We start from the raw sequence: 18212 nt of genomic DNA, 5'->3' as shown, positions 1-18212 counted from the left end.
GTTGTTAAATAAGCTTTCATGTTTTTTTGAAAGTATATTTATTCTAATTAGTAATGATAATCATTATCATTGGAAATAGAAATAAGCCAACAACTGGACTGCACGAAAAATAAAAAAAGAACCGATAAAATCGGTTCTAAATAAACTATGAAAATAACCAATAACTAATCAGTAAAACACCCAGTACAATTCGATACCATCCAAATGCAGTAAAATCGTTTCGTTTTAAATAGTTTAGTAAGAACTTGATTACAATGATCGAAACAACGAAAGCGACAATCGAACCGACTAATAAAATAAACGTTTCGGTGAACCCAAATGAATTACCTTTCATAATAAACTTACCTATTTTCAGAAAGCTTGCACCGAACATGACAGGAATGCCAAGGAAAAATGAAAATTCTGTTGCAACAAAGCGAGAGGCACCAATAATGATTGCACCCAAAATGGTTGCGCCAGAACGGGAGGTTCCTGGAATCAATGAGAGTACTTGGAAAAAACCAACGACAGCAGCAGCTTTATAAGTAAAATTACGTAAATCTGTACATTTTGGTATGTGATTTCGATTACGTTTTTCAATCACAACAAAAGCAATCCCATAAACAATCAACATCAAAGAGACTGTAAAAAAGTTGTGGAATTTTGCCTCCAACCAGTCATCTAACGGTATCCCAATGATCGCAGCCGGTGCGCAGGCAACAACAACTTTTGACCAAAGAATCCAAGTATCCTTTTTTTCGGTCGCATCTTTTTGTGGTGAGAAGGGGTTCAGCTTATGAAAATAGAGCAAAACAACTGCCATAATCGCACCAAGTTGGATCACCACATTGAACATTTCCATGAAATCTTTGCTGAGATTCATTTTAATAAATTCATCCACTAAAATTAAATGCCCTGTACTGCTGATTGGTAGCCATTCAGTTATTCCCTCGATAATCCCTAGAATAATTGCTTTCCATAAATTTGATAAAAGCATAGGTTCAATCCTTTCTAGAATAAAATAATAAATCACTAATAGTATACCGTTTCATATTAAAAAAACCAACTAACTTTTCATTAGTGTTAGAAAAATTTAGTTATAATGGATTCTTTGTTGTAATTATTCTGAGAATTTTCTATACTATTATTATTCATAAAAATTGGAGGAGAAAATAAATGTTTGGATTTTTAAAAAAGAAAGAAACAATTCAATTAAATGAAACGCTTTATGCTGTGGCAACTGGGAAGCTAATTCCTATTAGTGAAGTCAATGATCCCGTTTTTTCTCAAAAAATGATGGGAGATGGATTTGCCGTAATTCCTGAGACAGGTGATATTTATTCACCTATTGTTGGAGAAGTCTTAAGTGTTTTTCAAACAAAACATGCAGTTGGGATGAAAATGGCAAATGGTTTAGAAATTTTGCTTCATATGGGGATTGATACAGTCGAACTTAATGGAGAGCCTTTTAATATAAAAGTAAGCGAGGGAGCCAAAGTGACTCAAGAAACTTTAATTGCGAAAGTTGATTTGGAAGCAATAACGTCAGCTGATAAAGCAATCGATATGGTTGTTGTGATTACGAATATGGATGCGGTGAAAAGCTTTGAACTTACTAAGATAGGTAATGTCAGTGCAGGAGATGAAATTGGTATTGCTAACGCCTAATTAGGACGAGATCAGGTGACGTCCCATTCTGTTTGAGTGAAGTTGTAACTTTAAAAAAGGAAAGTCTTGCCAATGATTCCATCAGCTATCTGGATTTAAAAAGTGTGAGAGATAACTTCAACGGTTATTTCTTACCTTTTTTCTTTTTATGACAGCATACTTGAAATCATGTTTCAAATATACTATTTGAGCTGCAATCGATTTAGAAGAGAAGGAGTTTATATCTTAGCGACCCAATGTTCAGTGATCAAGATAAAGCGTATAGCCGCAATCACATAATTGAGCTGTTCAGATCGTAAAAAACGATTTAAACTAGACTATTGTTCAACCATTCAAAAAACATCTAGAAGAAAACAGCTACGTTTTCTTCTAGATGCTTCTTTTGAGTTTAATGAGCGGAAGCAATACCACGTCCATTGTCAATAAAATGAGTATCGTTGACTGTATCAATAGTGAATGACCCATTTTCATAGGTGAGTTTTGTTACGCTACCATTTTCCAGTCCAATTTGCATTGGTAAACGATTATCGATCAGTGATAGTAAAAACGAAATCGTCAAGCCATGAGAAACGATCATGACATTACCACCCCCATTTTTTTCTCGGTGATGAGCAATGTCTTCAAAGCCACTCCAAACACGTTCACGAATTTTGTCATAAGGTTCAGCCCAATTTGCAGTATCTGCCGCAATAATCGCATCTGCTAAGTCTTTATAACTTATTCTGTTGGTCATCATATCTTCATAATCTTTAAATGCTAGAATTCTAGGAACAACTCCCCACAATTCACCATCATAACCACCATCTAAAGAGCCAAAACACCACTCGCGGATACGACTGTCGGTTCCGTATGGAATGGCAGCACCATTTTCATGTTCTTGCAAAATGATCCTTGCAGTTTGCATGGCACGGCCACTGTCACTGGAATATGCTTCTTGGAATACCGTATCTTTTAAACCTAACCCCAAATAGCGAATGATTTCTTCGCCTTCTTTTGTTAAAGGGGTATCGGACCAACCTTGTGTTCTGCCAATTGTATTGAACATCGTTTTTCCATGGCGAATGATATATAGTGTTGTCGGTTTCATAATTTTTCCTCCTAAATCTCAAGGCTGAGAAATTCTATCAGCCTTTAATCATGATAGTATAAATAGAACAACGATTCCTTCTTTTCAACTTGCTTTTTTACCATCTTAAATAATTTAAGTTCGTTGATAATAGTCTGAATTTAGTTAAAAAAAGGATTTGTCTTTTTCTCATGCTCGATGGTTGTAGCATCTCCATGGCCAGGGTAGGCTGGAAATTCATCGGGTAAAGTAAAAAGATACGTAGTGATACTGTGGAGAAGCTGTTGCATATCACCAGTATGAAGATCGGTACGGCCGATACTTCCTTTAAACAACGCATCGCCTGTGACAACAAAGTCGTCAAAAATAAAGCTTACACTTCCTATCGAATGCCCAGGAGTTGGAACAACGGAAAAACGAATACCGCCTAAATCATAATCAATCAATTCAAATTCTATGTCGGCGGGCTGCACAATGATATCCGCAATATCATCATGCCGACCTAAACCAGATAAATTCAAAATTGGGTTAGATAACCAGTCCTGTTCAAGTGGGCTGACATATACAGGAATCGAATAGTGATGACGTAGTTCTTCAACTGCACCAATATGATCATAATGAGTATGTGTCAGTAAAATAGCGACAGGTGTAGTGTCGGTTTTCTCGATCATTTCCGTAATCTTTTTTGCTTCAGCACCAGGATCAATAATCAAAAGGCTTGTTTCATTGTAAATTAAGTAACAATTTTCCTGGATTGTACCAGTTGGGATACGTTCGATTTTTAACACAATAATTTGCCTCCTAGTAAATAAGATTCTTCTCTAAGTATAACCTAATTTAGAGTAGAATCAAAAGGTGGAGTTAGTTAAAATTACGGATGTTTTACTTTTATTTTCCTATCACTCATAATAAAGAGAGATTCTCTGTAAGAATCTCTCTGAAAAGGAGTTGGTCATAAATGAAAAAAATCAATCAGTTTTTAGAGCAGATCCCAGCCTTGCTTGCTAGCAAAATCTCCATTTTTATTTATCTATTTCTTTTTTTCTATCTTGTAGTCTTTGCCGTGCTGACAATGTGGCTTCCGTCATTAAAAAATGTTCAGCCATCTGCGAATGTACAATTAATCTTAGGAAATTATACCAATGTTTTAAGTGCTCTAGGTGCATCTTTAGCGGCAGGAAGCGGGACACTGATTCACCATAGCCTATCAACTTTGCATAAAAAACATGATACAATGCATGAAGAGATGCAAAAAACGATTGCGGAACTTCATGCAAAAATCGATCGTTTAGACCAGTCAAGTCAGGGAAAGGATTAAGATTCAAAAGATGACGATTTTAACAGATGAAAACATTGAGTGGCATGAATATCAAAAAAAGCTGCTTGCTAGAATACCAAAATATAAAGAGGACCAATCTATCCATCTAGTAGCTCCACCAGGCTCTGGTAAAACGTATTTAGGGATAGAAATAGTTCGACAATTAAATAGGAAAACGTTGATATTAGTTCCGTCTTTAGTATTAAAGCAACAATGGACAGATACGATTCAGACAGCTTTTTTGAAAAATAAGTCTGATAGAATTCAGATATCCACTTCAATCGAGTCAATAAAAGAAATTACGATTGAAACATACCAAACCGCGTACAGTCGGCTAGCTGACGATATAGGTTTTTTGGAAAGAAAAAAAATTGACGTGTTAGTACTGGATGAAGCACATCATTTAAAGAAAAGCTGGGGTGAATTTTTACTAAAGTTAAAGGCATCAGTACCGCAACTACTGACTGTTTCACTAACCGCAACACCTCCGTATGATGCAAATGTGCAGGAATGGCAACAATACCAATTGTTAAACGGTCCAATCGATGAAGAAATCACGATTCCTGATATGATTAAAGAGCAAGTGCTAGCGCCTCATCAGGATTACCTCTATCTAGTTTCTGCTCCTAGTGAGATTACTAATTGTTATGAAAATTTTTTGCAAAAGCAAGCGAACGTGGTCGAAGCAATTGTAGCCAGTGTAGAAATAGCAGATTATTTATTAGCACAAGCCTTTATACAAGATCCAAAAAATCAAGCAGCCTTTATTTATCAATCCTTTGAGGTTTATTTAAGTGCGCTATTATTTTTGCAATTACATGGCTATCAATTGACCGACGAACATTGGTTGTTGCTTGGGCTAACGAAAGCACAAGGCGAAAAAATTTCATTTCCAACGTTTGAAAAACAGCATATGAGTGATTTGTTAGTTTACTTATATGAAAAAGCCCCTAATTTACTAATTTTTAATTACTTAGAAACACAAGGCTGGGTAGCTCAAAATCAATTGCAATTATTTCCAGATTTTTCTGAAAATATACTAAATCAAGCGCCAATTGAAAAGAAGACTGCGATTTCTCAGATTTTACTTTGTGAGTATGAGAAATTAGGCAGAGAGCTATCAGGATTGGTCTTAACAGATTTTATAAAAAAAGAGGTCCTATTAGGAAAAAATGGTGAATTGGAGTATGGATTGATTCCTATCTTTGATAGTTTAATGCCGTTTTTTAAAGAAGAAATAGCAATGGGAGTGATTTGTGGTGAATTTTTGATTATTCCTAAAACATTGCAAGAGCATTTTTTACCAATTTCTATCAAAATAGACGAACACCCTTATTTCTCTGGGTATGCTATTGTTTACCCAAATGAGAAAAAACAGTCAGAAGCTTTGACTATTTTAACTCAATTAGTGAATGAAAAAACAATTCAATTATTAATTGGAACAAGCAGTTTGCTTGGGGAAGGGTGGAATTGTCCTGCGATAAACACTGTGGTATTAGCTAATCACTCTGCTTCCTTTGTTCAAACGCAACAATTAAGAGGGCGGGGGTTGCGAATCAATGAAGAAGGAAAGACAACCAATATTTGGCATTTGGCGGTTGTGATTCCAAGAGTTGATTATTCAAAGCAAGTTAATGTCAATCGAATTATACAGCGAATGAGTTATGTCTGTGGATTGACTTTTGAAACAGATCCAAGCATTGAAAGTGGTATCGAACGTTTCGATTTGTTAAGTGTTTATTCAGGGAAAGAGATAGCGGTATACAATCAAGAAATGCTTTATTGGAGCGGGCAACGTAGCCATCTCGCAGCATTTTGGCAACAAGCACTTAAAAAAGGCAGTCATTTAACTATGCCGCTAATTGTTCGGAAAGAATCGCGGCTTGGTCCAATTGAAGGCTGGAATTTCGTGGTGAAAGCTGAAGTAGCACCAAATTCTATTAAACGAAAACGAAATCCATGGATTGCCGCTTCGATTTTTACTACTGCTAGTCTAGTCGTTGCATACTTCAATTTAACTTTAGGCAGTATGTTACTAGGACTTGATGGAGCAGCACTTTTATTTACATTAAATCAGAAGAAGGTTTCTAAAGCATATAGTAAGTATAATAGAAAAAAAGCCTGGCAAAAAGAAATAAAACATGTTCGTCAATTAGCATTTAGTATTACAGAGACAATGATAAAACTTAATATGGTTGCTTCAGATGCGTTGGACCGATTAAGTATGGCAGTATCAGAAAAGGAATGTAGTTGTTATCTAGCACAAGCGAGTTACCAAGAGGAACGGTTATTTTATACTGCAATGGCGGAAGCACTTTCTGAAATAAAAAATCCACGCTATTTTATCTATACCCAAAAAGCTGGCTTTTTTAGTGTTCCAGAAGTCTTTGCTAAAAACAAAAAGTCAGCGTTATTATATCAAAAAGCGATCGAACATTATTTTTCCGTTCGAGGTGATTTGATTTACTCTAGAACTCTGAACGGAAGAAAACAGTTTGTACAGGCAAAAATCTCTGAGGTGAAATTATCAAAAGAAGCCAGCCAAAACAAAATTATCCAAAAGAGCATTTGGCAATAGGAAATTAATATACGGTTTATTTAAACGCAACCCCTTGAACAGAAAGGTAAAATCTTTTTGGTTAAGGGGTTCTTTCGAATAAAGTTCGTGTTTTGATTTATTTCGGAATGTTTTTCTATTTTATTTAATAAAAATGTAGATTAAATACGAATTATTATATATAATGGTCCTTGAGTTGTTATGAAAGGAGTCGTTATTTTGTTTAAATTTATTGTAAAAGGAACTGGTTTTTCAAGTGTAGATCCAAAAAATGTTGAAATCTTTGAAGAGGCTCTATTTTGTATCTCAGAGTCCGGAACAATCGCTAAAGTGATATTACCAGAGGACGAAGAATACCAATCAACGATCCAAGCTTATTCTATGAAGAATCAATTTCAAAATCTTAAAAAAGGACAATTCATTTTGCCTGGTTTTATTGATCTTCATATTCATGCACCGCAGTGGGCGCAAGCAGGAACGGCATTAGATTTACCTTTGTATGAGTGGCTTAATACCTATACATTTCCACTAGAAGCAAAATTTTCTGATTTGGTATTTGCGGAGCAAGTCTATTCAGATTTAGTTTCGCAATTGATAAAAAATGGCACAACGACCGCTATGTATTTTGCTACAGTTCATCGGCAAGCAAGCCGACGATTAGCTGAAATATGTAGTGAAAAAGGCCAAAGAGGTTTAGTAGGAAAAGTTGTAATGGACGATCCTGAACAAAATCCTGAATATTATCGTGATGAGTCCCCGAGCACAGCGCTTGCAGAAACAGAGTTATTCATTCAAGAAATAATTGAATTAAATAAACGGACACCACAAGGCGTTTATCCAGTTGTGACACCTCGCTTTATTCCAAGTTGTACAGACGCTTCATTAAAAGGCTTGGGCGCGTTAGCCGCGAAATATGACATCCATATCCAATCTCATTGTAGTGAAAGTGATTGGGCACACGATTTTGTTCGGGAACGATTTGGTAAAAATGATGCTTTTGCCTTAGATGATTTTGGTTTGATGACCGAAAAATCTGTTATGGCTCATTGTGGTTTTCTATCAGATCAAGATATGAAATTATTTGCCGAAACAGGGACAGCAGTGGCGCATTGCCCTATTTCGAACGCCTACTTTGGTAATGCAGTCACGCCAATTGCTAAACTGTTAAATCAATATCAAGTAGAAATAGGATTAGGCAGTGACATTTCTGGTGGCTTCTCTCCAAGCTTGTTTGACAATATCAAGCAAGCTGTCATGTCATCAAGAATGTTGGAAGATGGCGTCGATAAAGAATGTTGCAGCGAAAAACGTGGTGTATCAAACTCTAGAATCAGCTTAAATGAGGCCTTTTATCTCGCCACAGCCGGTGGCGGTCAAGCACTGAGTTTACCCATTGGCAGATTAGCGGTTGATTACGCTTGGGATGTCCAAATTATTGATAGTAGTGAACTTCCTATTTTTTCAAAAGAAGAACCGTTAATGGCTATTTTTCAAAAACTCCTCTATTTATCACGACCTGATAATATTGTTGAAGTCTGGGTCCAAGGAAGAAAAGTCCATGATAAATTTATGAAAGAATTAGAGGTGCAAATGTAAAATGTCTGATACTCAAGCGGAAAAATCAAAATTAACAGTAGGTCCAAATGATGATTTATCAAATGCGCAGTCTCTTTTTTTAGGCATTCAACATGTCTTAGCGATGGATGTTTATGTCGTTCCATTTATTATTGCTTCAATTATTGGCTTGACGACGAAGGAATCCTCAGTCTTGATTCAATCAACTTTTATAGCAGCAGGTATTGCAACAATCATTCAATCTTATTTTTGTATGAAGCTACCTGTGGCACAAGGTCCGTCATTTATTCCGATTGGTGCAATTGCCGGTATTTATTTTGCGAATAATCAAAACGGCAATGGCTGGTCGACAGTTCTAGGCGCCAGTTTGATTGGTGCAATCTTGGTTATTATTTTAGGGGTAACGGGTATTTTTAACCGATTGATCAAAGCTTTTGTGCCTCCTGTTGTTGGAGGTACGATTATTTTTATTGTTGGTTTATCACTAATGCCAGTTGCATTGAATGACAATATCTTTTCAGCTTCAGGCGATTTAGGACAAAATATTTTATTAGCAATGATCGCAGCATCATCCCTTGTATTATTCGCGATGATCGGTTCACGTTTTCCAGGAAAAGGTCGGATTTTTCGAATTTCATCGGTTATTTTAGCGTTAGTTATTGGGTGTTTAGCAGCACAATTTATGGGGATTCTTGATTTATCTCAAGTTAGTAATGCTTCTTTAATCAGTGTTCCGCAATTACCGTTTGTGAATGTTCATTTTTCATTTGATTGGTCGTCTATTTTAACGATGATGATTATCTATGTTGTATTAATGGCAGAGACAACGGGGACTTGGTTTGCAGTCAGTAATGTTTGTGAAACACCATTGACCGATGATAATATTAATAAAGGTGTTGTCGGAGAAGGAATCGGTTGTCTTATTTCGTCGATGCTAGGGACAACACCGGTCACTGGCTATTCAACAAATGCTGGCATCATTTCCATTACTGGAGTTGCTAGCAAAAAAGTATTTGTAGCCGCTGGTGCTTGGTTTATCGTTTTTGGTTTGTCAGGGAAAATATCAACATTGATCTCTTCTATTCCAGCTCCCGTAATTGGTGGAGTCTTTGTTATCGTTTGCGGCATTATCTCAATCAGCGGCATCAAAGTAATGAAAGATGTAGAAATCAGTGAAAAGGAAATGTATGTGATTGCGATTCCGATGATTTTAACATTAGCTCTAACCTTGATTCCGAAAGAGTTTATTCAATCATTACCTCAATTTATGCAATATCTATTCAGTTCATCTGTTGCAACCGCATCAATTGCGGCCATACTATTGAATCGCTTGCTTCCTAGCGAGAAAGTGAATGAAAATGAATACAGTATAAAAAATAAAAAAAAGATTTCTTGTTGAAAACACGAACTATTAACAATAATTAGCTGTTTTTTCGTTATTTACCTTTGACTTTTCTAAATGAATAGTGTAAATTAGCATAGGTGTTCGAAAATACGAACTATTTTTCATTTAATGTTCATGTTTTTGCGTGTTTTAATAGAAATTAGTAGGAGGCAATAAAGTATGAAAGTTTTTGATTACGAAGATGTCCAGTTGATTCCCAATAAATGTATCGTGAACAGTCGTTCTGAATGTGATACGGTCGTAAAATTAGGGAAGCATACCTTTAAAATGCCAGTCGTACCAGCAAATATGCAGACGATTATTGATGAAGACATTGCGGAGTTTTTAGCAAAAAATGAGTATTTTTACATCATGCATCGTTTTGATGAAAAGGCTAGAATCCCCTTTATTGAAAAGATGAATGCTAAAGGATTGATCACATCTATCAGTGTAGGCGTAAAAGAAGCCGAGTATGGATTTGTAGAAGAGCTGGCAGAGCGCAATCTAGTACCAGATTATGTAACAATCGATATTGCACATGGCCATTCTAATGCTGTGATTAATATGATTCAGCATTTAAAACAACTGTTACCAGACACCTTTGTTATTGCTGGAAATGTTGGGACACCTGAAGCTGTCCGTGAATTAGAAAATGCTGGAGCAGATGCGACAAAAGTCGGCATCGGCCCGGGTAAAGTATGTATTACGAAAATAAAAACTGGTTTTGGAACAGGCGGTTGGCAACTAGCAGCGCTGCGTTGGTGTGCTAAAGCCGCTAGAAAACCAATTATTGCAGACGGTGGGATTCGAACACCAGGAGATGTAGCTAAATCAGTTCGTTTTGGTGCCACAATGGTGATGATCGGTTCATTATTTGCAGGACATGAAGAATCGCCTGGTGAAACAAAAGTAGAAAATGGCATTGTCTATAAAGAATACTTTGGAAGTGCCTCAGAATTTCAAAAAGGTGAAAAGAAAAACGTCGAAGGAAAGAAAATTTGGATTCAGCATAAAGGTAGCTTAGCGGATACGCTAGTTGAAATGCAACAGGATTTACAATCTTCGATTTCTTATGCAGGCGGTCGCGACCTTGAAGCGATTCGCAAAGTTGATTATGTGATTGTTAAGAATTCTATATTTAATGGTGATACAATTTAATTGTAAAAAGGAAGCTGGGATAGAAGTGTAGTAACTCTGAGAAATAAGAGGGAATTTACTAAAATGACAAGAAACATGAAATTTCTACTATCGATGTTGAATGATTTCTAATTGATGTTCTCCAAATTTTTGTGACCAAGTAGGTACTGTGCAACATCAACTCATTCCTTGTTGTGTTATGCAACAATTTCAACTTGTTTCCAAATAAGTTGCTTTTGCTTCCACTGTTTATTCGAATCCCTTGAGTCTGAGATATAACTCTACGAGTTATATCTCAGACTTTTTTTATTTCGATTTTTACTTTACCTGTCGTGGTAATCATGGTATGATAATTACAACGATAGACGTAGTACGTTAGATGGAGTAATCGGAGGTGTTTTAATGATCGGTAGTGATGCAATAAGAGGCTACAATGATACGTTCATTTTATCTGTATTACAAGAAGGTGATTCTTATGGGTATGCAATTTCCAAACGAATCACAGAGATTTCTGAAAATAATTATTCAATTAAAGAAACAACATTATACTCAGCCTTTAATCGTTTAGAAAAAAATGGGTTTATCGAATCATTTCCTGGTCAGATTACTCATGGAAAAAAAAGAACTTATTATAAAATAACAGCTTCTGGCGATTCTTATTTGAAAGAAAAAATAGCAGAATGGACACTTACGAAAAAAGTTGTTGAACGTTTTATCAAGGAGGAAAGATAATGAAAACCATCAAAAATTATATCGATAGTTTATTTTTAGGGGTAACTGAAACGAATCAAACAAAACAATTGAAAGAAGATTTATTAGCAAGTGCAGAAGATCGATACGAAGATTTAAAAAGCCAAGGGAAATCTGAAAATGAAGCCATTGGTGGAGTGATTTCAGAGTTTGGATCTATCGATGAGTTAGTCGATGAAATGAATATAAAACAAGAATTTATCGATGAAAAAGGAGTTGAAATAGATGCGATTAAGGTAGATGAGGCAGTTGCTTTTCTTAATAAACGCCGAAAAGGAGCTACTCAAATAGGGTTAGGTGTTATGGCAATTATGATAGGTGTTGCACTTTTTTTTGCAACAATGGGTTTTTATGGTGAAAATATAGGTGGGATATTTGGATTACCATTCGTATTGTTGGGGGCGGCGATTGGTGTACCACTCTTTATTATTGCTGGAACAAGTATGTCGAATGAAAATAAAAAACTCAACGACAGATTTATTTTAATAGAAGTGAAAAATGAGATGAAAAAAAGAAAAGAACTTTTTCAGCGATCGTTTGTCTTTTGTATTGTTACTGGAGTGGCATTGTGTATTCTTTCAGTGATTCCTCTGATTGTGTTTTCAGAATTGTATCGTTCAGAAGCATCCGAAGTGTTTAGTATCGCTTTTTTATTAGCAGTAGTGTCTTTGGGGGTTTTCTTCTTCATTTTTGGTGGTGTTATTATGGGAAGTTTCACCAAAATGATCGATCAGACTTATTTTATTTCTGATGAAGATGAGCCTGGTCCTAGAGCAAAAGCTGAGCGTGATAGTAAGAGACCAGCTTGGTTCCAAGCGCTTGAAAAGATTTATTGGCCAATCGTTGTGGCAATCTTTTTAGTCCAAGGATTTATCTTAGGAAATTGGGTAACAAACTGGACGATTTTTCCTATAGCAGGAATCGTCTTTTGGATACTAGAAAGTATCTTTAGCAAAGATGAATAAAAAAAGCTCCGCTTATTTTGGAAAATAACCAAGATGAGCGGAGTTTCTTTAATCAAAAGTTAAAATGATTGCTTTGAAAAAATAATAGTCATTGCTTTTTTTAGTGGAAAATAAACTAGTGTCACAATGATAATAGTTGTAACAACATTAATCAGAGTTGCTGGTAATTTAGATAAAGCACTTGCAAAAGCTACGTTAAAGTCAGCGCCCGCAAGCAGACCCATGACAGTATTCTTTAATTGAGTCATCACTATTTTAGCAATACCAGTTGCGATAGCGACCACTACAACTTTCCAAATAGTATCAATATTTTGACGGAAAAACAAAATTGCTAAGGCTGCCGCTCCACCAACAATAAAGCTTTCCAAAATAAAGTAAGGAGCCTCAGCAGCAAATCCGTTTAAGACATCAAAAATTGCAAACCCCAACCCTCCAGCTAAAGCGCCTTTTTTGTAACCAATCAAAAGTACGGCTAATAATAAAACTGAATTCCCTAAATGAGCAAAAGCGCCAGTCGGCATTGGAATTTTAATCATTGTACCTAAAACAGTTAAAGCTGCAAATAGTCCAATGAAAACAATTGAATTTGTTGAACTTTTCTGATTCATTGAATCACTCCTTATTTATTGTTCATTCGACTCTCAGCTTGATTATAAGCACCATGCCAAACATGACCGAGAAATGGATTGATTTTTTGACCGTTTTTAATAGCGGCTGATACAAATTGCTTAGCGAGAGCAACAGCTTCAACGACTGAATAGCCTTTAGCGAGACCAGCAGTTACAGCTGCTGCGAAAGTACATCCTGCCCCATGATTATAATCAGTTGAAAACAACTCATCTTCAAAAATGGTAAATTTATTTCCATCATAAAAAAGATCGATTGCTTTATCTACTTTTAAGCGGTGGCCACCTTTGATCACGACATTTTTAGGGCCTAAATCTATGATTTTTTTTGCAGCTTCCTTCATTTGATTCACAGAAGTTAAATCTCCAAGGCCTGATAGAATCCCAGCCTCGACTAAGTTAGGTGTTGTAATTGTCGCTTTCGATAAAAGTAAACGAGTCATTGCAGCGACATTTTCAGGCTGCAGGAGTTCACTGGTTCCTTTACAAGCCATTACGGGATCGATCACAATGTTGTTCATGGCAAACTTGTCAATATAAGCTCTTGTAATTTCAATCGCTTCGATAGTACCAAGCATACCTGTTTTCATCGCATCAAGCGCGCCACCGGCAAAAATGGTTTTCAATTGTTTTTCTACTAATTCAGCCGCAATTGGAGTAACCAAATGACTCCAACCCTCATCAGGATCCATCGTCACGATACTAGTCAAAGCAGAAAACCCAAAAGTTCCATATTCTTCAAAAGTTTTTAAATCAGCTTGAATCCCCGCACCCCCACTTGAATCAGAACCCGCAACTGTCAATACTTTTTTAATCATTGTCCAACCTCTATTCAAAAATATTTTGATATCTGTATTGTAAAACAAACATCAGTTGACAAAAACAGCCAATTGGGTTATTTTCAGGTCATCCAATTGCTGCGAAACACAAAGAACGAAGAGATTTGATGTTGAGCAGTACAAGACGAGCAAAGCGAGAGTTGTTCCGATATTTGAAACACAAAGAACGAAGAGATTTGATGTTGAGCAGTATAAGACAAGCAAAGTCAGAGGTGCTCAAAAGAACTAACCAAAAGAAAACATCAGCAAACAGGAGGGAATATATGTGGTCACTAAATAAAGAAAAAGGCGTTCCAATTTATGTAAGTATTATTGAGCTGATTCTAGCTCACATCAAAAATGGAATGCTTCTTCCAGGAGAACGTTTACCATCGGAGAGAAAACTAGCAGATTACTTTCAAGTGAATCGCTCTACCGTTGTTCATGCATTAGATGAGCTTGTTGCTTTAGGCTGGATCGTTAGAAAACAGGGCAGTGGAACGATGGTCAATGAAGGGAAATGGGGAATTAGTACGACGCCAAGAACAGATTGGCGGCGTTATTTGGAACAAAATGCTTTTGCAAAGGTAGATCCTTTTATGGAACAAATCGAACAAATGATCAAACAAGCAAGTGACGAGACACTAGATTTATATACGGGAGAACTACCGCTAGATTTAATCCCAAGCTTTTCATTTCCACCATTGACTTGGAAACATTTTTTAGAAGAAGAACAGCAAGATGATTTAGGTTATTTCCCTTTACGGCAATCAATTAGTCAAAAAGCCGAAAAAGAATCCGGTTTTTCCTTGCCTTCTGAAAGTTTATTGATCACTTCTGGTGCACAACAAGCATTATTTTTGATTTTACAAGTATTGTTGCAATCTGGAGATAGTGTTGCAATCGAAGATCCATCTTTTCTTTATGCTCTGCCCATCTTTCAAGCAGCAGGAATTCGCTTGTATGGCGTGAACATGGATCAAGAAGGAATCGATTTGACCTCACTTGAAAAAGTGATCCGTCAACATCGAGTGAAAATGGTCATGGTTAATCCATCATTTCAAAATCCTACAGGGAAAACAATGTCGATGAAACGACGAAAAGCGTTAGTAAAACTTTGTCAAAATTATCAAATACCGATTTTGGAAGATGACGTATTTGCAAAATTAAACTTCATTCCTTCAGAACAAATCCAACCATTAAAAAAAATAGATCCTGAAAATGTCTTGTACATTGGTTCGCTCTCGAAAATTCTTGGTTCTACGACAAAAATTGGTTGGTTAAGTGCACCAACAACTGTGATTCGACAATTAGCGGAAGCTAGAAAGATGATGGATTTTTCGTTAAGTATTTTTCCACAATTATTAGCAAATTTAGCACTGACCGATGAAGACTTTTCTAAAAAAGTTTCAAACTTAACACAATGTTTGGAACAAAGAGGCAAAGCGGTGTTCGATATACTCGCTAAGATGCCGGAATGGGAAGTAAGTATGCCTAAAGGTGGTTTTTACATATGGGCAAAATGGAAACAAGGAAGGCTTAAACAAAAAGATTGGGCGTGTTTTTTACAGGAGGGATTATTGATCGCTCCAAGTTTCTTTTTTAGTGAAAAACAAGACAGTATTAGGATTAATTTTTCTAGAATCGATCATGAGCAAATACCTAACTTTGAAACCAAATTGAAGACGATCACTAAAAAAATTACTTTGGATTCTGTTACACTATGATAAAATAGAAGGAAATGGAGGAGATCAATATGAACAAAACAATCGAACTATTGAAGAACCGCCGAAGCTATCGCGATTTTGACGAGAATTACATTCTGCCAAAGCAAGACCTACAAGCGATATTGGATTCTTCTAGACAAGCACCAAGTTGGATGAATGGGCAATTTTACAGTATTATTGTGATCCAAGATGAGCAGATTCGTGGACAGCTCGTTGAGTGGAATCCTGGAAATCCCCATATGTTGAAGAGTTCAGCTTTTTTACTTTTTGTTGGTGATCTTCATCGGACGAAAATGGTTAGTGAAGCTCATGGCAGTGTTTATCCAATTAACGAAAGTATCGAACCAATCCTGTTAGCCACAACAGATGCCGCTTTAGCGCTTGAAAATGCTGTGATTGCTGCAGAAAGTTTGGGATTAGGGACAGTCGTTGTTGGTAGTATTCGCAAGCATGGTCAAGAGATCAGTCAATTACTAGGGTTACCTGATAGTACATTCCCTTTATTTGGGTTGAGTATTGGAAAACCAATCGTTGAGATGAAGGTCAAGCCACGCTTACCAGAAGCTGCTGTTGTTCACTATGATAGATATTTGCCGTATGAGTACACGGTGATTGAACAATATAATAAAATAATGGATATGTTTGGCGAAGCGAGGGAAACAAAACGTTGGAGCCAAAAGTTTGCTGATTACTTTGCAACTGAACCAACCATGCTTACTGATCAGTTATTGCGATACCAAAACCTATTAAAATAAATACCCATGGCTTTATTTGAGGGATTACTTTCCTCAAAAGCTTTGGAATGATATACTTACTAGTGGGTAAGAAAACAAATGATAAAAGAGGTGCGAACATGTCTTGGGAACAAGTCTATGAACAGTGGATAAATGAAGAAAATATACCAGAAAATTTAAAAAAAGAATTAAACGATCTCAAAGAAGATCCAGCGAAATGTGAAGATGCTTTTTATGCGCCGCTAGAGTTTGGTACTGCTGGAATGCGTGGTATCTTAGGTGCGGGGATCAATCGTATGAATATTTTTACGATTCGCCAAGCAACAGAAGGCTTAGCACGTTTCATGGATGCTGAAGGAGCGGATACTAAAAAACGTGGTGTTGCGATTGCTTATGATTCTCGCCACATGTCACCAGAATTTGCCATGGAGGCTGCTAAAACGTTAGCACAGCATGGCATTCCAGCATTTGTCTTTGAAAGTTTACGGCCAACACCAGAACTATCATTTGCAGTTCGCTATTTGAATGCATTTTCAGGGATTATGATCACAGCATCCCACAATCCGGCTGCGTACAATGGTTACAAAGTATATGGCGCAGATGGCGGACAAATGCCACCGGCGGATGCAGATGCTTTGACACGATTTGTGCGAGAAGTTGAGAACCCATTGAAAGTTGAAGTTTTAGCAGATGATCAAGCAAAATCTAGTGATTTGATTACAATCATTGGAGCAGAGGTCGATGATGCATATTTGAAAGAAATTCGATCGGTTACTATCAACCAAGAATTGATCAATGAAATGGGTAAAGAATTAAAACTAGTTTATACACCACTCCATGGCACAGGCAAAATGCTAGGTGAAAAAGCATTAAAACAGGCGGGCTTTGAGAAATTTATTTTAGTTCCAGAACAAGCAATTCCTGATCCTGACTTTACAACGGTTAAGTCTCCTAACCCGGAAGAGCATTCTGCATTTGAATATGCGATTCGTTTAGGCGAAAAAGAAGGAGCCGATTTATTGATCGCAACTGATCCTGATGCAGATCGTCTAGGTGCGGCTGTGCGTTTACCAAATGGTACTTATCAAGTATTAACGGGTAATCAATTGGGGTCAATCATGATCCAATACATTTTAGAAGCACACAAGCAAGCAGGAACCTTACCTGAAAATGCAGTTGTCTTGAAATCAATCGTGTCCAGTGAATTAGCTACAGCAATCACAACTAAATACAATACCAAAATGGTTGATGTCTTAACTGGATTTAAATTCATTGCTGAAAAAATCGAGCAATATGAAGAAGATCATTCTCAAACATTTATGTTTGGTTTTGAAGAAAGTTATGGCTATTTAGTTAAGTCCTTTGTTCGTGATAAAGATGCAATCCAAGCACTTGTTTTGTTAGCAGAAGTTGCAGCTTTCTACAAGAAACAAGGGAAAACTTTATATGATGGTCTACAAGGTATTTTTGAAGAGTACGGCTATTTTGAAGAAAAGACGATTTCAGTGACATTAAGTGGGATCGAAGGCAGTGAAAAGATTAAAGCATTAATGAAAAAATTCCGTGAAGAAGCACCAACATCATTTGCTGGTTTCAAAGTAATACAAACAGAAGATTTCAAAGAACAAACGAGAACATCCGCTGAAAAGGAAGTCGAAGCTTTAACGACACCACCTGCAGATGTATTAAAATACTTCTTGGAAGATGGCAGCTGGATTGCAATCCGTCCATCTGGAACAGAACCAAAAATCAAGTTCTATTTAGCAACTAAGGCTGTTTCACAAAATGAAGCAGACCAAAAAATTAAAAATTTTGAACGAGCAATTAATGCATTAACTGAATAGCAATACCTGGGGCTGAAAACTAAATAAAAAGTTTATTTCAGTCCCTTCGTTTGCGAAAATCATA

16 protein-coding genes are annotated in these 18212 nt (G+C 36.5%); 11 read left to right on the top strand and 5 right to left on the bottom strand.

Annotated elements, in window-relative coordinates; translation table 11 throughout:
• Window positions 1–145: 145 nt before the first annotated feature.
• Window positions 146–976 carry an undecaprenyl-diphosphate phosphatase gene (locus BCR24_RS12185; protein WP_069640796.1) on the bottom strand — a complete coding sequence of 277 codons (831 nt, stop codon included), beginning with the start codon at window positions 974–976 and terminating at the stop codon, window positions 146–148.
• A 179-nt stretch (window positions 977–1155) separates the two neighbouring features.
• Between BCR24_RS12185 and BCR24_RS12180 the strand changes: the two genes are divergently transcribed.
• Window positions 1156–1647, top strand: a complete 492-nt coding sequence (locus BCR24_RS12180) for a PTS sugar transporter subunit IIA (protein ID WP_069640795.1) — start codon at window positions 1156–1158, stop codon at window positions 1645–1647.
• 388 nt (window positions 1648–2035) lie between these two features.
• Here the strand turns inward: BCR24_RS12180 and BCR24_RS12175 are convergent, their stop codons facing one another.
• Together BCR24_RS12175 and BCR24_RS12170 are read right to left on the bottom strand one after the other, a co-directional pair.
• Window positions 2036–2737 carry a histidine phosphatase family protein gene (locus BCR24_RS12175; protein ID WP_100630359.1) on the bottom strand — a complete coding sequence of 234 codons (702 nt, stop codon included), beginning with the start codon at window positions 2735–2737 and terminating at the stop codon, window positions 2036–2038.
• Between the two features lie 137 nt (window positions 2738–2874).
• The gene (locus tag BCR24_RS12170; RefSeq protein WP_069640793.1) at window positions 2875–3501 is read right to left on the bottom strand and encodes an MBL fold metallo-hydrolase; all 627 of its coding nucleotides are present in this window, start codon (window positions 3499–3501) and stop codon (window positions 2875–2877) included.
• A gap of 170 nt (window positions 3502–3671) precedes the next feature.
• On the opposite strand from BCR24_RS12170, the gene BCR24_RS12165 reads away from it, so the two are divergent.
• From BCR24_RS12165 to BCR24_RS12135, 7 genes are all read left to right on the top strand, one after another.
• Window positions 3672–4031 (top strand): hypothetical protein, encoded by a 360-nt coding sequence (locus tag BCR24_RS12165; RefSeq protein ID WP_069640792.1) that lies wholly within the window; start codon window positions 3672–3674, stop codon window positions 4029–4031.
• 10 nt (window positions 4032–4041) lie between these two features.
• Window positions 4042–6609, top strand: a complete 2568-nt coding sequence (locus tag BCR24_RS12160; RefSeq protein WP_069640791.1) for a DEAD/DEAH box helicase family protein — start codon at window positions 4042–4044, stop codon at window positions 6607–6609.
• Window positions 6610–6807: 198 nt separating this feature from the next.
• Window positions 6808–8184, top strand: coding sequence for a guanine deaminase (guaD, locus tag BCR24_RS12155; RefSeq protein ID WP_100630360.1), 1377 nt, complete (start codon window positions 6808–6810; stop codon window positions 8182–8184).
• Window position 8185: 1 nt separating this feature from the next.
• The gene (locus BCR24_RS12150) at window positions 8186–9562 is read left to right on the top strand and encodes a uracil-xanthine permease family protein (protein ID WP_069640789.1); all 1377 of its coding nucleotides are present in this window, start codon (window positions 8186–8188) and stop codon (window positions 9560–9562) included.
• A gap of 165 nt (window positions 9563–9727) precedes the next feature.
• Window positions 9728–10705: a GMP reductase gene (gene guaC / locus BCR24_RS12145; RefSeq protein WP_069640788.1), complete on the top strand. Its 978-nt coding sequence runs from the start codon at window positions 9728–9730 to the stop codon at window positions 10703–10705.
• A gap of 381 nt (window positions 10706–11086) precedes the next feature.
• On the top strand, window positions 11087–11416 hold the full coding sequence (locus BCR24_RS12140; RefSeq protein WP_069640787.1) for a PadR family transcriptional regulator: 330 nt from the start codon (window positions 11087–11089) through the stop codon (window positions 11414–11416).
• Window positions 11416–12399 carry a permease prefix domain 1-containing protein gene (locus BCR24_RS12135; protein ID WP_069640786.1) on the top strand — a complete coding sequence of 328 codons (984 nt, stop codon included), beginning with the start codon at window positions 11416–11418 and terminating at the stop codon, window positions 12397–12399. Before BCR24_RS12140 ends, BCR24_RS12135 begins: the two co-directional genes overlap by 1 nt.
• Before the next feature lie 59 nt (window positions 12400–12458).
• Here the strand turns inward: BCR24_RS12135 and BCR24_RS12130 are convergent, their stop codons facing one another.
• Complete coding sequence (locus BCR24_RS12130) at window positions 12459–13007, bottom strand: ECF transporter S component (RefSeq protein ID WP_069640785.1); 549 nt, start codon at window positions 13005–13007, stop codon at window positions 12459–12461.
• A gap of 11 nt (window positions 13008–13018) precedes the next feature.
• The gene (gene thiD, locus BCR24_RS12125; RefSeq protein WP_069640784.1) at window positions 13019–13843 is read right to left on the bottom strand and encodes a bifunctional hydroxymethylpyrimidine kinase/phosphomethylpyrimidine kinase; all 825 of its coding nucleotides are present in this window, start codon (window positions 13841–13843) and stop codon (window positions 13019–13021) included.
• Between the two features lie 284 nt (window positions 13844–14127).
• Here thiD and BCR24_RS12120 point away from each other — a divergent pair, with 284 nt between their 5' ends.
• From BCR24_RS12120 to BCR24_RS12110, 3 genes are all read left to right on the top strand, one after another.
• Window positions 14128–15570 (top strand): aminotransferase-like domain-containing protein, encoded by a 1443-nt coding sequence (locus BCR24_RS12120; RefSeq protein ID WP_069640783.1) that lies wholly within the window; start codon window positions 14128–14130, stop codon window positions 15568–15570.
• Between the two features lie 29 nt (window positions 15571–15599).
• Window positions 15600–16325, top strand: coding sequence for a nitroreductase family protein (locus tag BCR24_RS12115; protein ID WP_069640782.1), 726 nt, complete (start codon window positions 15600–15602; stop codon window positions 16323–16325).
• A gap of 98 nt (window positions 16326–16423) precedes the next feature.
• Window positions 16424–18148 carry a phospho-sugar mutase gene (locus BCR24_RS12110; RefSeq protein ID WP_069640781.1) on the top strand — a complete coding sequence of 575 codons (1725 nt, stop codon included), beginning with the start codon at window positions 16424–16426 and terminating at the stop codon, window positions 18146–18148.
• The last annotated feature ends 64 nt before the right edge of the window (window positions 18149–18212 follow it).

It is taken from the genome of Enterococcus ureilyticus, assembly GCF_001730315.1.
In the GTDB taxonomy this organism is placed as follows: domain Bacteria; phylum Bacillota; class Bacilli; order Lactobacillales; family Enterococcaceae; genus Enterococcus_L; species Enterococcus_L ureilyticus.
This window is presented reverse-complemented; position numbering and strand designations above follow the sequence as displayed.

Excerpts from the sequence above, each read along its gene's own strand:
- BCR24_RS12185 (WP_069640796.1), bottom strand. The coding sequence starts at position 976 with ATGCTTTTATCAAATTTATGGAAAGCAATTATTCTAGGGATTATCGAG.
- BCR24_RS12180 (WP_069640795.1), top strand. The coding sequence starts at position 1,156 with ATGTTTGGATTTTTAAAAAAGAAAGAAACAATTCAATTAAATGAAACG.
- BCR24_RS12165 (WP_069640792.1), top strand. The coding sequence starts at position 3,672 with ATGAAAAAAATCAATCAGTTTTTAGAGCAGATCCCAGCCTTGCTTGCT.
- BCR24_RS12160 (WP_069640791.1), top strand. The coding sequence starts at position 4,042 with ATGACGATTTTAACAGATGAAAACATTGAGTGGCATGAATATCAAAAA.
- BCR24_RS12150 (WP_069640789.1), top strand. The coding sequence starts at position 8,186 with ATGTCTGATACTCAAGCGGAAAAATCAAAATTAACAGTAGGTCCAAAT.
- guaC (WP_069640788.1), top strand. The coding sequence starts at position 9,728 with ATGAAAGTTTTTGATTACGAAGATGTCCAGTTGATTCCCAATAAATGT.
- BCR24_RS12140 (WP_069640787.1), top strand. The coding sequence starts at position 11,087 with ATGATCGGTAGTGATGCAATAAGAGGCTACAATGATACGTTCATTTTA.
- BCR24_RS12135 (WP_069640786.1), top strand. The coding sequence starts at position 11,416 with ATGAAAACCATCAAAAATTATATCGATAGTTTATTTTTAGGGGTAACT.
- BCR24_RS12130 (WP_069640785.1), bottom strand. The coding sequence starts at position 13,007 with ATGAATCAGAAAAGTTCAACAAATTCAATTGTTTTCATTGGACTATTT.
- thiD (WP_069640784.1), bottom strand. The coding sequence starts at position 13,843 with ATGATTAAAAAAGTATTGACAGTTGCGGGTTCTGATTCAAGTGGGGGT.
- BCR24_RS12120 (WP_069640783.1), top strand. The coding sequence starts at position 14,128 with ATGTGGTCACTAAATAAAGAAAAAGGCGTTCCAATTTATGTAAGTATT.
- BCR24_RS12115 (WP_069640782.1), top strand. The coding sequence starts at position 15,600 with ATGAACAAAACAATCGAACTATTGAAGAACCGCCGAAGCTATCGCGAT.
- BCR24_RS12110 (WP_069640781.1), top strand. The coding sequence starts at position 16,424 with ATGTCTTGGGAACAAGTCTATGAACAGTGGATAAATGAAGAAAATATA.